The 14,256-nt window shown below is 48.1% G+C and carries 16 protein-coding genes; all 16 read right to left on the bottom strand.

Going from position 1 to position 14,256, the window contains the following annotated elements; all coding sequences use genetic code 11:
- Positions 1–19 precede the first annotated feature (19 nt).
- Positions 20–994 carry a polyprenyl synthetase family protein gene (locus ACFPYJ_RS17180; RefSeq protein WP_379189391.1) on the bottom strand — a complete coding sequence of 325 codons (975 nt, stop codon included), beginning with the start codon at positions 992–994 and terminating at the stop codon, positions 20–22.
- The gene (locus tag ACFPYJ_RS17185; protein ID WP_379189392.1) at positions 991–1,851 is read right to left on the bottom strand and encodes a menaquinone biosynthesis protein; all 861 of its coding nucleotides are present in this window, start codon (positions 1,849–1,851) and stop codon (positions 991–993) included. The genes ACFPYJ_RS17180 and ACFPYJ_RS17185 overlap by 4 nt, the downstream gene beginning before the upstream one ends.
- Entirely contained in the window at positions 1,841–2,473 is a 633-nt protein-coding gene (locus tag ACFPYJ_RS17190; protein WP_379189393.1) for a UbiX family flavin prenyltransferase, read from the bottom strand. The genes ACFPYJ_RS17185 and ACFPYJ_RS17190 overlap by 11 nt, the downstream gene beginning before the upstream one ends.
- On the bottom strand, positions 2,467–3,342 hold the full coding sequence (locus tag ACFPYJ_RS17195; RefSeq protein WP_379189394.1) for a UbiA-like polyprenyltransferase: 876 nt from the start codon (positions 3,340–3,342) through the stop codon (positions 2,467–2,469). The genes ACFPYJ_RS17190 and ACFPYJ_RS17195 overlap by 7 nt, the downstream gene beginning before the upstream one ends.
- Positions 3,339–4,061 (bottom strand): demethylmenaquinone methyltransferase, encoded by a 723-nt coding sequence (locus ACFPYJ_RS17200; RefSeq protein WP_379189395.1) that lies wholly within the window; start codon positions 4,059–4,061, stop codon positions 3,339–3,341. The genes ACFPYJ_RS17195 and ACFPYJ_RS17200 overlap by 4 nt, the downstream gene beginning before the upstream one ends.
- Before the next feature lie 7 nt (positions 4,062–4,068).
- Complete coding sequence (locus ACFPYJ_RS17205; protein ID WP_379189396.1) at positions 4,069–4,938, bottom strand: heptaprenyl diphosphate synthase component 1; 870 nt, start codon at positions 4,936–4,938, stop codon at positions 4,069–4,071.
- Between the two features lie 130 nt (positions 4,939–5,068).
- Positions 5,069–5,632 (bottom strand): hypothetical protein, encoded by a 564-nt coding sequence (locus ACFPYJ_RS17210; RefSeq protein ID WP_379189397.1) that lies wholly within the window; start codon positions 5,630–5,632, stop codon positions 5,069–5,071.
- Positions 5,633–5,710: 78 nt separating this feature from the next.
- On the bottom strand, positions 5,711–5,932 hold the full coding sequence (mtrB, locus tag ACFPYJ_RS17215) for a trp RNA-binding attenuation protein MtrB (protein ID WP_379189398.1): 222 nt from the start codon (positions 5,930–5,932) through the stop codon (positions 5,711–5,713).
- A 278-nt stretch (positions 5,933–6,210) separates the two neighbouring features.
- Entirely contained in the window at positions 6,211–6,486 is a 276-nt protein-coding gene (locus ACFPYJ_RS17220) for an HU family DNA-binding protein (RefSeq protein WP_379189399.1), read from the bottom strand.
- 262 nt (positions 6,487–6,748) lie between these two features.
- Complete coding sequence (locus ACFPYJ_RS17225; protein WP_379189400.1) at positions 6,749–7,735, bottom strand: ABC transporter permease; 987 nt, start codon at positions 7,733–7,735, stop codon at positions 6,749–6,751.
- A complete protein-coding gene (locus tag ACFPYJ_RS17230; protein WP_379189401.1) occupies positions 7,732–9,246 on the bottom strand; it encodes a sugar ABC transporter ATP-binding protein in 1,515 nt (504 codons plus the stop codon). The genes ACFPYJ_RS17225 and ACFPYJ_RS17230 overlap by 4 nt, the downstream gene beginning before the upstream one ends.
- Before the next feature lie 46 nt (positions 9,247–9,292).
- On the bottom strand, positions 9,293–10,417 hold the full coding sequence (locus tag ACFPYJ_RS17235; RefSeq protein WP_379189402.1) for a sugar ABC transporter substrate-binding protein: 1,125 nt from the start codon (positions 10,415–10,417) through the stop codon (positions 9,293–9,295).
- A 235-nt stretch (positions 10,418–10,652) separates the two neighbouring features.
- Positions 10,653–12,131 (bottom strand): stage IV sporulation protein A, encoded by a 1,479-nt coding sequence (gene spoIVA / locus ACFPYJ_RS17240; RefSeq protein WP_379189403.1) that lies wholly within the window; start codon positions 12,129–12,131, stop codon positions 10,653–10,655.
- Positions 12,132–12,465: 334 nt separating this feature from the next.
- Positions 12,466–13,203, bottom strand: a complete 738-nt coding sequence (locus ACFPYJ_RS17245) for a hypothetical protein (RefSeq protein WP_379189404.1) — start codon at positions 13,201–13,203, stop codon at positions 12,466–12,468.
- Positions 13,204–13,311: 108 nt separating this feature from the next.
- Entirely contained in the window at positions 13,312–13,656 is a 345-nt protein-coding gene (locus ACFPYJ_RS17250; protein ID WP_379189405.1) for a 2Fe-2S iron-sulfur cluster-binding protein, read from the bottom strand.
- On the bottom strand, positions 13,653–14,252 hold the full coding sequence (locus tag ACFPYJ_RS17255) for a nucleotidyltransferase family protein (protein ID WP_379189406.1): 600 nt from the start codon (positions 14,250–14,252) through the stop codon (positions 13,653–13,655). Before ACFPYJ_RS17255 ends, ACFPYJ_RS17250 begins: the two co-directional genes overlap by 4 nt.
- Positions 14,253–14,256 lie beyond the last annotated feature (4 nt).

The raw sequence follows: 14,256 nt of genomic DNA on the forward strand, positions 1-14,256 counted from the left end.
TACCTCCTACTTAAATTCATTAGTAGTTCCTTTTTGCTACGAAATGAGCAATGTCGGTCAAATTCTTCTTAGCCGGGATATTCGGCAGACCGCTTAGAGCTTGGATAGCCTTATTGATATAACGGGTGGCCATCTCCTCGGCAACTTGAATGCCGGCGCTCTTACGTATAAAATTCAACGCCTTCGTCGTATCCCCTGCTCCATTCGACTCCTGAATTTTTTTTATTTCGTATAATAATGGTTCTTTAATAGAAGACTCTTGAAGGGCAAGAAGAACAGGCAATGTCATATTACCCTGCTTGATGTCCGAGCCTGGGGGCTTGCCGATCTGTTTCTCGGTTCCGAGCAGATCGAGTAAATCATCTCGAATCTGAAAAGCCATGCCAACGTTATACCCAAACTTGTAGAGCAGATTGGCGCTTCGATGACCCGCTCCTGACGCTATCGCCCCTAATTGGCAGCTTACGGCGATTAAGAGTGCCGTTTTACGGCGAATACGGAGCAAATAATTACGAACCGACTGTTCCGTATTAAAGAAATCTCGAATCTGCTCCATCTCTCCGATGCACATCTGAACCATCGCTTTAGACAGAATCTGATGGATGACCGGATTATTCAAATCAGTGACAATCGTCAGAGCCTTGCCGTAGATATAGTCACCGGTATACATCGCAATCCGGTTATCCCATTTGGCTTTAACCGTGAGCTGTCCACGCCGTGTTTCGGCATTATCGATTACATCATCATGCACCAGCGATGCCATGTGGATCAATTCAAGCGGAACTGCGATTCTCTCAAGCACATTCAAGCGGTAATCGCCGAATTTGCCTGCAAGCAGAACAAAAACGGGACGGATTCGCTTGCCTCCCGCTTTCAAAAGATGGGTTGATGTTTCACTTAGCAGTTCGTGATCAGAGGTCACGCTTCGCGCGAGCTGTCCCTCGATGACATCGAGGTCACTTTTCATTTTGGCGTAAATATCAAGTAGTTTCATTCGTTCACCTGTAGGGCAGTATGGTCTACAAAAAATTGCATGTGAATGTCGTCATTCAGCAGTCCCAGCTGTTTGGCGTATTTAAAATACAGCTCCAGCCCGGCCTGTTCTTCCTCACCAAAATCATAATTTAATTCTTGAAAGTAACGTCTCCAATAAGAGCTTTCCCCGCCAAGCTGTTCGCAGGCCTTGTTGATGAGCGGTGTCAAATCTGCCAAACTAAACCGTTTGCTTTCCGTCAAAGCATGCAGCACAGCTGCCACCGCCTCTGGTTCTGCTGCCGCCGTCGTCTTCCGAACGGCGACAAGCGCGAATGTCATTCCGTAACCGGTCCAGTTCTTCCACAGCTCCCCCAGGTCAATTACGGTATATCCTTCACTTTCCCATGATGCATGAATCGCATTATCCCCAATCAGGAGCGCCGCATCCGCTTGTTCCAGCATGGAATCAAGCGAAGGCTCCATCGTAATATAGGATGGGCTTGCCTGATAATAAAGCGACATGATAATTCTCAATAAGTTAACTGATGTTGCGGATGTGGATGTCAAAGCGATTGTACCGTTCAATACAGTCTCAATCGGCTTCCTCGTAATGAGCAAGATCGAGTTTACCCTTGCTTTCGCACTAACAGATAAGTTAGGCAAAATGATGTAATCGTCAGCATGCTCCGCATAAGCATAGGAGGACATTGAAGTTATATCAACTTCCCCTTTATGGAGCGCTTTGTTCAACTCGGACGGAACACGTCTATCAATAACAAACCGATCCTGCGGAAGCCATTGCTCCGCATAATGAAAAATCGGCCAAACGTTAGCATAGTCAATGCGTCCGATAGTTATCGGTCGATTAAATCCCATGCTGCTCATCTCCCCATCTTCTGTACAAATCATGATCCAGTGGAAGCTGATCGAGCACTTTTCCAACAAGAAAATTAATCATATCCTCAATGGACAGAGGTCCATAATAGAAAGCCGGCATCGCAGGAATAAGCTTTACGCCCATTTTAGCAAGTGTCAGCATATTTTCCAAATGTATGGCATGCAGCGGCGTTTCGCGCGGTACAAGCAGCAGCTTGCGCCCTTCTTTCAGCATAACATCCGCAGCACGAGTCATCAAATCATCTGAAATTCCGTGTGCAATGGAAGCCAGTGTTCCCATAGAGCACGGCATGATAATCATGCCTTCTACCCGAAATGATCCGCTTGCGATAGAAGCGCCAATATCCGCGTTGGGATGCAGAGTCAGCTGCTTTCGTTCTAATGATTCATGGAAGACCGCAGCGAGGGCCGCTAACCGCTTGGTTATGTCCCAGCCCATCTCCTCTTTCAGCACCCGCCAGCCGGCTTCAGTAACTACAAGATGAACATCCGCCTGCGAAGCCAGTAAATTTTCAATTAAGCGAATGCCGTATATAGACCCGCTGGCACCGGTAATCCCGACTACCCAGCGCTTCCGCGCTGCAGGAGGCTCTTCTACCACTTGCGCAGCACCACCAAATCAAGCAGGGTAAAGGCGAACAATACCGTACTCAGTGTTCCGTTCATCGTGAAAAAGGCGGTTTGAACCCGGCTCATATCGTTAGGCTTCACAAGCCAGTGTTCATAGAACAAAATAACCGCAGCGATGATGGTTCCAATCAGATATCCCCAGCTAAGATCTGTCATCCAGAAGAGCAGGATAAAGCCGGCAGCTGTTAAGAAATGGAACACTCTCGCAATCCAAAGAGCACCATTCAGTCCAAAGCGAGCCGGGATCGAATAAACGCCTTCCCTGCGGTCAAAGTCGAAATCCTGACATGCGTAGATAATATCAAAGCCCGCCAGCCAAAATGCAACCGCTCCATACAGAAGCCAAGCGGATAAATCCAAATGTCCGGTGATCGCTACCCATGCACCAAGCGGAGCCAACCCGATCGTAAGCCCAAGTACGACATGGCACAGCCAGGTGAAACGCTTCGTGTAGGAGTAAAGAACAAGCATGAAAACGGCAATCGGCATCAGCTTCAAGCAGATGGGATCCAGTTTCGCAGCTGCTACGAACAGAAGAACAAAGGAAACGGCGATGAATAAAATGACCTCTCCAACCTTCAGAAGTCCTGCCGGGATCGCCCTCTGCTCCGTTCGCGGATTCTTCTTATCAATGGCACTGTCGATGACGCGGTTAAGACCCATCGCAGCACTTCTAGCTCCGATCATGGCAAGGATAATCCAGCCGATCTCACTCCACTCAGGCAGTCTTTTCTCCATCATAACCGCGCCCAAAAGCGCGCCCATGAAAGCAAATGGAAGAGCGAATATGGTGTGCTCAAATTTAATCATTTCAAGAATAATGCCAATTTTGCGAATCATGCTCCGTCTGTTCCCTTCGTCCCAATGTGTAACGCAGCAATTCCGCCAGTTAAGGGGTAAACGCGTACGTTCCGGAAACCAACTTCTTCTCGGTAAATATCAGCCAATTGGTTCAAATCAGGAAATACCTTCAGAGACTCAGGGAGCCATTTGTACTGCTCATATTTCTTCGCGAAGAGCTTTCCAAGACCCGGTAAGATCCGTTCGAAGTAAAAATAATAAATGGATTTGAACGGCTGCCAAACCGGCTTGGACAATTCCAGGCACACGACTTGTCCGCCAGGCTTAACTACACGTTTCATTTCTTTCAGAACCTGTACTAAATCTGGCACGTTGCGAAGGCCAAATCCAATCGTCGCATAATCAAAATGATTATCCTCAAAAGGAAGCTGCATCGCATTGCCGTGAAGGAGTGAAATTTGACCTTCCAGACCTTCCCGGTTGACTTTCTGCTGCCCGAAATCAAGCATATGCTGACTAAAGTCCAGCCCAATCGTCTTGCCTGTCTTACTAGCGCGAGCGAGCGCAATCGTCCAGTCGCATGTGCCGCAGCACAGATCGATGGCCGTTGCGCCCGGCTTGACGTCCATTTTTCGCATCGTAAAGGCCCGCCACGCTTTATGTCTGCGGAAGCTGAGCAGATCATTCATCAAATCGTATTTGGGTGCGATGCTTTCAAACACCGCATGAACATGCTGTTCTTTTGATTTGGATTGCATTGTTTAGTTACCTTCTCTCGTTGAGGGCCGAGGCAGCCGGCATAAGCGGACGCACAAACGTCTCTCCAATTTGCATAAGTTCGCGAACAAGCTTATCGGACTCCAGACGTGATGCGACAGCCTGTATTTGCGACACGGATTGCTGAAGCTTCTGGGCCAATTGACCGCGAATGTCGTATTTGGTTAACAGCGATGAAACGAATGAGGTTTCCCCGGTCTTGTTCATCAAGACCCGTTTTTCTTCTTCCGTCCCTTCACTCAAAACGTGCCAATAAGCCCAGCTTTCGCTGAACTGTTCGGGTTTCTCGCTGCGTGTTAACTCGTCCAATACCACTTCGCATTGTCCAACACCATGAAGCAGTTCCTGCCAAACACGAACCATTTTCTCATCCAGAATTCCCGTAAAGGCGTGGAATAATTCTGTTTTTAACTGGATGCACTGGGTTAAATAGTCTTCCGCATTCATCTTCAGCTGTTTCATTCGCATGTAAAAATTCACTTTAAGCTTGTTTACTTCACAAACACCGTCACTAATGCGGCGAACCATATCGACCTGACCTGCTTGTGACAGAAGGTGATAGAATCGGCTGCTGAAATAATCGCCTGCAAGCACTCTTAGCTGCCTGGAGCGCATTTCCCTCTCAGGAACATGACCTGAATCTGAATCAATCATGTCATGTGTATCCATCCCGATCTGAACGAGCGATGCTGCAAGCGAGTAGAGCTCACTGTGCAGAAGCGGTGTGCGCTGATTCGCTAGAAAAGTGAAAAGCAGCCGAATCCGTGAATCAGGAAAATCCGGCAGCTCCGTGTACGTTTGAATCATATCGTATTCCACGTACTTCTTGGCGATTTCTGGTACTTTATAAGGTTTCATATGGTCAAGCCTCCGGACAGACAGCGCAACTCTTGCTGTTCTATAATCTTAATTATTATACCATTTTGTTTATCGTTTCGCTACATGAAGGACGTTCGTCACGCAAACGCAAGCAGCTGGACAATATTTTTCAAAAGTTGGCTGTCTCTGGCGTTTTGGAGCTGTTCCCGGAAATAATCAGCCTTAAGCGCTGTTTCCATATAATTTCCTGAAACGGGTCGGAATCCCCCAGCTTGGATAAATCGGTTGCCAGCCATTGATCAGTGCGCCGGACATCAGCCGCAGCGATGACACGGTCGGCTCCGTCAGCCCCTTCAGCCTTCTGAGAATCGGGCCCGACGAAACGGACAAGGATCCGGTTTACGTTCTCTGCCTTTATAAACGACAATACCAAAAGCCGCTCCAAATCACCCATCCATACCTTCGTATTATTACCGAATTCTTCAACCGATAAATCAACGGACAGCACAGCCTGTTTCCAAACAACCCGCTTCAGCTGCAATGTCAGCTGCAGGCCGATCATTGAATCAACCAAATTATCCGAGCTTAACCGTTTCACAGTTATGGTTCGAAATACAGCTACATCACCATTAGGCGCTGGTGTTGCCTGGAAAGAATGCGGGAGAAGCGATAAGGAAACGGTAATCGCGAGCGTAATTGCCAGTGTGAAGAGCAGCCTTTTTCTTATGGACATGATGCTAAGCCTCCGTCCCGAGAATGTCCTACTCTTCTTATTGTACAAACTAAAAAAGCAGGCTATGCCTGCTTATCATTAGTCTTCTGTATCCACCGTTCCATACTTGGTCATAACGGTTGCTCTTCCGCGGATTTTTATTGCCGAGGTATGATCCGTAAATTGACAAATTAATACTTCATTCTTATCCAGCTTCTCCGTATGGTGAAACTTTGTATCTTGTCCCCGAGTCAAACCGATCACTTGCACACCCTGCGCTTTCGCTTTAATAACGATGTAATCGCCCTGCAAGTCATTCATCTTGACGTCCTCCTCATTTTAAAAAAATGCCTCCCGAACGAGCGCTCAGGACGGCAGTTATGGCTGTAAGATAAAATACTCGGGCAGAAGCGGCTTAGCCGCCAGCGTCCAATTGACACCGCTTTTCTAACAAAACCCAAGAACTGCAAGGCTCAGTGTACTGGAATTAGACAATCTTGTCAATAGCATTTCAGGCTGGTGCTGCAATCACAGTAAGACATGAAAAACGCCCGAATGCTTGTGGCATTCGGGCGTTATCAGTCGGCTGCTGCCGAGTCTTATTTGGAGACAAGGTCTTTTAGAGATTTACCGGCTTTAAAAGTCGGGATTTTGCTTGCTGGGATATCGATTTCTTGACCCGTTTGAGGATTGCGTCCTTTACGAGCTTCGCGGCTTTTAACCTCGAAGTTTCCGAATCCTACCAGCTGTACTTTATCTCCACCTTGCAGTGCATCGGAGACAGCATCGAAAACAGCATCAACCGCTTTAGATGCATCCTTCTTGGAAAGGTCAGTCAATTCGGCTACTTTCGCAATCAGTTCCGTTTTGTTCAATTCTTTCACCTCCCCTGACGGCAGCTTCATAAGCACATCATTATCATTCTGTTTTACCGAAACCTGAGAAATTATACCTGCAGGCTATAGCGTTAACCATTTCGTAGTCAAATTGCTGACAGCGATCGTTTCCGCGTTCATTTCAGAATTTGGATAAGTGTGCAGCTCCTGCATGCTGAACCATGAACAGATTTATAGTAATACAGTGACTTTAGAATTTCAAGAGGTTGACTTAAGATTTCCCTTACAGATTACTAGGGTTTTATGCCTTTTTACGGTTGAGATGAATAAATGTGACAGCCAGTGCGAGCACCAAAACGCTGCCTTTAATTATATCGGTTGTATAATATTGCAAGTTCATCATCGTCATCCCGTTTAGAAGAACTCCGATCAGAATGGCACCGAAAAAGGTCCCGATAATGTTAGGTCGCCCGGCTCCGAGCACCGAGTAACCGACGAATACAGCCGCTACAGATTCCATTAGCAGCGAGGCTCCTGCATCCACTTGGCCCGTTCCAACGCGCGCGGCAAACAGAATGCCGCCGATAGCAGCAAATAGGCCGGAAGCCACGTATGCCGCCGTACGAATACGTTTAACCCGCACTCCGGAAAGACGCGCAGCCTCTTCATTGCCGCCCGTCATCTGCATCTGGCGGCCCCAGCGTGTATAGGCAAAAAACAGATGCACAACAACAACTGCGATAATCATCAAAATAACCGGAACCGGAATGCCGAGGAGCTTCCCTTGGCCAAGCCACAGAAAGGAATCTGTGAATTTGCCGGGAGCGGTGGTTCCGTCTGTCAATTGCATGTTATTGTATATCGAATACCCTTTTGTAAACGTTTTGTGAACACCTGCTACAATGTACATAATGGCAAGTGTGGCGAGCAAATCCGGTATCCGGACGCGGACGATCAGGAAGGAATTTATCAATCCTACGATCGCCCCGATTAGTAATGGAATGACAATGACGACGATTAACGGCTGCTGATACCAGACCATTAATGCCGATGCTACCACGGTTGTAATCGAAACGGTCGAGCCGACAGACAGGTCGAAGCCATCAACTGTGAGCGAGAACGTAACTCCGATCGCAACGAATGTCACAATGGAGATGGAACGCAAAATATCCGTTAAATTGCTGTATGTGAAAAAGTGTTCATTCCAAAAAGATAGGAATACAATTATGAGCGCAATAACGAGCAATGATCCATATTTAAAGGTGAAATCCATTGTTTTGTTCTTCATCGTGAAACTTCCTCTCCGCCGCTTGCAAATAGCAGCAGCTGCTCCTGTGTTGCCTCGCCCCGCGGAAAAGCGGCCACAAGACGGCCGTCGCACATGACCATGATGCGATCAGCGATCCCAATTGCCTCCGTAAACTCGCAGGTTAAGTAGACAATTGCTTTTCCCTGCCCGGCCAAGTCTCCGATGATACGAAAAATATCGCTTTTCGCCCCGATATCGACGCCTTTAGTCGGTTCATCAAACAGAAAAACATTTACGTCAGCAGCCAGCCATTTGCCGATCGAAACTTTTTGTTGATTGCCGCCGCTTAAGTACATGGTTGATTGAGCCGCTGAAGAAGCTTTAATGCCAAGCCGGCTGATTAAGGTCTCTGCGTTCTTACTCTCTGCTGCATGTGAGAGGAAACCGAGCTTGGAAATCAGGTTCAGAATGGGCAGACTAAGATTTCTCTTCACCGATTCGGACACCAGAATCCCTTGTTTGCGGCGTTCTTCCGGCACAAGTGCAATCCCGCCGCGGATGGCTTCCGAAGGCTGGCTCAGATCAATCTCACGCCCCTTGACCTTAACTGAACCCGATTCCTTGGCATCTGCGCCAAAGAGCAGTCTGGATAGTTCGGTCTTGCCTGCCCCGACCAGTCCAACGATCGCAACGATTTCCCCAGCCTTCACCTCAAAGCTGACATCCCGGACGGCGTGCGAACGTGTTAAACCGTTGACTTCGAGTACGCTGCCGCCGATTTTAACATCCACTTTAGGAAACTCCTCAGCGAAAGTTCGGCCAAGCATTGCTTTTACGATGTCGTCAATTGAAGTGTCCTTCTTCTGGGCTGTCAGCACATGGCGCCCATCGCGCATAACGGTAATCCGGTCGCAGTTTTGAAATACCTCAGGCAAGCGGTGCGTGATAAAAATACAGCCAATCCCGTCCTTTTTAAGCTGATGCATGACAAGGAACAACCGCTCAGCCTCCTCGAGGCTGAGCGGTGCGGTCGGTTCATCAAAAATAACTACTTTTGCCTGTTCCGTTAATAGACGCGCAATCAGGACCAGCTGTTTCTCCGCCAACGTGAGCTCGCCTACTCGTTTACGTACCGGTATATGGGCACCGAGCCTGGCGAGGACTGTCTCCGCTTCCTTATGAAGACTGCTCCACCTCAGCCAGGATGAGCTGCCCCTGGAAGAGATCCGGTCAAGCATAATATTCTCTGTGACAGACAAATGCGGGACAAGGGCGGTATCCACCTCCTGGTAAACACAATGAATACCATTCGCCTTTGCATCACCAGGGGTTCGGATAACCGCTGCTTGTCCATCGATTTCAATTGTTCCGGAATCCAATTCATAAGCGCCGGATAATATTTTCATCAGCGTGCTTTTGCCTGCTCCATTCGCACCCAGAAGGGCATGGATTTCACCTGCACGAACCTCAAAATCGACCTCCTGCAGGGCAGATACGCCGGCAAATGATTTGTTGATCTTATTCATGCGAAGCTGGCTTGTCTTTCCCATGACTACCTCCTTGTCTGCCTTGTCCTACTCGGAATCATGGAGTACCTTATTTTGAAGCTTCAAGCTCTTTCAGCCAATCCGTATAGCCTTGGTCGCTGTTGCCCCAACCTTTTACATATTGATTCAGCTGTGTCGTATTGACCTTCTCAGGCGCTTTGGGCAGATCCTCGCGTTTAACGAACACAGGGTTCAGAACAACGACATCATCTGTTTGATCGCCATGAAATTTTTGATAGAGAAAGCGCACTTGTACACGGCCGATATCTTTTGGATCCACAGCTGCCGATGCTACCCATGGGCTTGCAGGATCTTGGATCATTTGCAAATCCTCGTCGCTCATGTCGATACCGTAAACTTTGATTTCTGTGCGTCCTGCTTGTTGAATCGCACGAGCTGCCCCTTTGGCAAACTCATCCCATGCTGCCCAAACCGCAGTAATATCCCCTTTGTTTGGATATTTGCGCAGAACAGCTTCCATTTGTGCCTGTGTATCCATTGCCGGATTGTTTGCATTGCCAAATGCGGATACTTCTTTGAGGTCAGGATATTTAGCTTGGAAAGCTTGATAAGCCGTTTGGCGGCGTTCCATTGGCGCGAAGCCTGCTACCCACACTTTTACGATATTACCTTTGCCGCCTGCATCCGCAGCAAGCTGCTCCAATGACATTTCGGCCATTACTTTATCATCCTGCTGCAGGACGGTTACGCCTGGCACTTTGATATCCGCATCAAAAACGACGACCGGAATCTTCTTCTCAACAGCACGCTTAACTCCCGGTTCAAGTGCGCCGGCTTGTCCATGGTCGATCAAGATTCCGTCAAAACCTTGGTTAATTGCAGCATCAAGATTCGTGGACATTTTGCCCAAATCATTATCCGAAGCAAAGACTTGAACCTCTCCGCCCAGTTTACCAACTTGGTCTTTCACACCTTCAATGTATTGTGAAGAGAATGTACCTGTGTTGAATTGCATAACGAGTGCTATCTTCTTGCCTTTAAGAGAAGCATCGCCTGGCTTACTGTCAGCAGCCTGGTTCGTTGTATCCGTTTGGTTGGAAGCTGCCGTATTGTCTTTGCTTCCCTCATTGCTCTGCTTAGCTCCGCAAGCGCTGAGAATAAGCATTAAAGCCGCCGCTGCAACAATCATTAATTTCTTTCCCCATGGTTTCATTCTTGTTTCTCCTCCTAAAAATTGTGTAGTGAACACGCAGCAGCTTCTTATGAGTGAACCTTAATTTGGAAGCTAACCTGCTTTTTATCTTTGTAATCAGTATAATAGTATCATTATCACCAAGTATGTCAATCGGAAATTAAGGTTAACATGTCGAATAGCGGCGAATTTTGCTTTTCTTCAAATGAAAAAGAGACACGCAGCAGCGTGCCTCTTATAGACCTTAGTTTCTGTATTACAGGATAATCGCAATCAAGCCGCCAGAGCCTTCATTAATAATCCTACCCAGCGTCTCTTGAAGCTTATACCTCGCATTATCAGGCATCATGGCGATCTTGCCTTGAATACCTTCGCGAACAATCGAATGAAGCGAGCGTCCAAAAATGTCCGATTCCCAGATCTTAATCGGGTCATTCTCAAAATCCTGCATCAGATAACGAACGAGTTCTTCGCTTTGCTTCTCTGTCCCAATGATCGGAGCGAATTCCGATTCGACATCCACACGAATCATGTGTATGGAAGGGGCGGTCGCCTTCAAACGAACACCGAAACGTGAGCCCTGACGGATGAGTTCAGGTTCGTCCAGCGCCATCTCGGCAAGTGATGGAGCCGCAATGCCGTAGCCTGTCGTCTTCACCATCTCCAGCGCTTCCGCGAACCGGTCATATTCACGTTTGGCATGAGAGAATTCCTGCATGAGCTGCAGCAGGTGATCCTTGCCGCGAATCTCAACGCCGACCACTTCCATCAGGATTTGATCATAAAGCTCATCCGGCGCATACAGGTCGATCTCTGCAACGCCCTGCCCCATGTTCATTCCGCTTAGGCCGGCTCTGGCAATGAATTCGTATTCCATAAATTGCGTAACGACGCGATCGACATCGCGCAGACGGCGAATATCCTTCACGGTATCACGTACTGAATTCTCGTAATTGCTGCGCAGCCAGTGGTTATCGTTCAGCACCATAACCCAGCTCGGCAGGTTGACATTCACTTCGTGTACCGGGAACTCGTAGAGTACCTCACGAAGCACGGAGATGACTTCTTCTTCCCCCATCGTAGCCACACTCAGCGTAATGACCGGAATATCGTATTTCGTTTGCAGTTCGCTGCGCAGCTGGAGAGCTTCATCACTCTTAGGACGTGTGGAGTTAACGATAAGCACAAACGGCTTACCCACTTCCTTCAGTTCATTAATGACCCGCTCTTCTGCTTCTACATAGGAGCTGCGCGGAATTTCGGCAATAGAACCGTCCGTCGTAACGACTACGCCAAGCGTGGAATGTTCTTGAATGACTTTGCGCGTGCCGATTTCAGCTGCTTCTTGGAAAGGAATCGGTTCTTCAAACCATGGTGTCGTAATCATACGTGGGCCATTCTCATCCTCGTACCCTTTGGCACCTTCCACCGCATATCCTACACAATCCACAAGCCGGATGTTTACATCAAGACCTTCTGCCACACGAAGCTGTACCGCTTGATTAGGTACAAATTTCGGCTCGGTTGTCATAATGGTTTTGCCTGCAGCGCTTTGCGGCAGCTCATCGATAGCTCTTACCCGATCGGCATCGTTCGTGATGTTTGGCAGCACAACCGTCTCCATGAACCGTTTAATGAAGGTTGATTTGCCCGTGCGGACCGCACCAACAACGCCGAGGTAAATATCCCCGCCAGTACGTTCGGCTATGTCCTTGAAAATGTCCACTTTCTCCACTGAATATCCCCTCCAAATCGAAATTCGCCAGTACATGGACGTACCGTTATTGCTGTGCTTCCTCCTGCTGCGTGTCGTCAGGGTTCGCCGCTAACCGATTCCGGCTGGATTCGCTTGCGACGCAACTCGTACATGATTTTGGACTAGTAACATCTTATTACGCGTTCGTCCCAATTATGACGACTAGGTTGATGAAATCTTTCGATTTCGCTAACTTCTCCCGTTCCGACCTTCCAAGATTGAGATATATGAGAGAAACGGCTAACCTATTCCAATCTCATCAAAAAAACCTCTCCCGCTTAGGAAGCGAAAGAGGTTTCTATCCGTTATTAGGCTACTTCAGCATGGCTTGCGGCTCACCGCCGCGGAGCCGATAGATCGGCGCTTTAACGGGCACTAAATCCGATTGGTTCGCTAACAAGGCCCGTAAATCCTGCTTGTCATCCGGCTTTTTGCCGCTGCCGAGCTTCTGGAGCACTTGTGTAATATCGATGCCGTAGTCAAGGTATACGTTACCTTTGGCATCCATGATCGTTGAAAGAGTCTGTCCCGAAAATACACTCGATAGTACGGGTTCCTTGATTCCCATTTCCTTAAAATCAAGGCCTGTGAAATCCGGATATACGGATTTACCGGCCGGCAGCTTTCCTTTATGAGCATCGGAATACGATTTGACAGAGGCTTGAAGATCATTAACCTGTTGATAGATCACGAGATTCATAAGTTTAACCGTGGGATCCGTCTCCTCGTTAATGATCAGATAATAGTAGCTGCCGCCTTTCTCGTAGGCTGTTGCCGGAATTTCCGAAATATAATTCATCCGCTGCAGCTTATCGAAATCAATTCGGTATTTCTCATACACAAGCGTATCCGGCTTACTATTCTGTATGGGAAGCAAGCCGGTATCTTTCTGATACTGATCAATGACAGCTTGTACACTAAGTATGGCATCTTTAGGCGGCATTTTGTTTTGCTCCAATTGATCCTTCGGATACAAACAGCCCGATAATAGGACTGTCATCACCGCAATCAGAGCAGCCGCAGCCGCATGTTTAAAGAAGTTTCTTTTCATGGAGCCTCCTGATAATTATTGCGTGGTTTCATCTCTTGTGCCGACTAGCCACAAAAAAAGCAAAACCTGCATCGTAAGCATAATCTTTCGTTGTACTGGGCTCTGCTTCTACCAAAGCTCATCCTCTTCAGCCTGCCGCATCAGCTGGCGCCTTACGGCTGCTCTTAGAGGGTCTTCAGGCACCTCGACGACTGTATGGCCCACAACTCTGGCCTGGCAGGATAATCTTGTGCCTGAGCGGTCCATACCTGCAAGCTTATACCTCTCATTATCACTGAGCGGAGATAGTCCCGAACTGCTGTCTGCAACTACTTTGCACATCAGACAGGCGGCTTTGCCATCACATCTTGTGCGTATTGAAACACCGGCACGCCTGGCTGCATCAAGCACCGTTGTTCCGGCTCTGACGCTGACGCTCCGTCCGGAGGGGAGAAATGTGACCGTTACATTCATGACATACTCCTCGTTTCTTCATGACCCAACCAATTATGAATCATGCCGATCAGCTCGGCATTCAGTTCATTTCTTGCCTCGATATGGATAAAAGCATCCCGGTGCAGCTCGGATTGCTTACTCAGTTCCTCCGCAATCAGATGAACACGATCATCGCGTCCGCGGAGAAGATTAAACCACATTTCATGGGCAAGCGGAACAATTCCAATCTCATAGCCGCCCATTTCAATCATGTCCTTATAAGGGGCCAGAACTTCTCTAACCTCGACACCGTAACGGCCAGCTCCTGACTTGATTTCGAAACCGCCTACAAGTTCAACCGAAATGCCTTCAATGCTATAGTGACTTAACACCGAACGATAAATCCCTGTGACGCTCACTTGCTGTGCATCTACGGAAAACGGCAGCAGCAGCTCGTGCAGCTTAAGGGCATCTTCTTCATCCGCGTACAAATCCAAGTCATTGGGACGTTTATTCAATTGCAAGCCGCGAAGCATAAGCCCTGTACTACCGCCAACCAACCAGACGGCGTCACTCGCTTCTGCCGCTTGTGCAATCATAACTAATGCCCGATTAATGGGATCATTTGCATCCATAGGC

This window comes from Paenibacillus solisilvae (assembly GCF_042656405.1).
Lineage (GTDB): Bacteria > Bacillota > Bacilli > Paenibacillales > Paenibacillaceae > Paenibacillus_Z > Paenibacillus_Z solisilvae.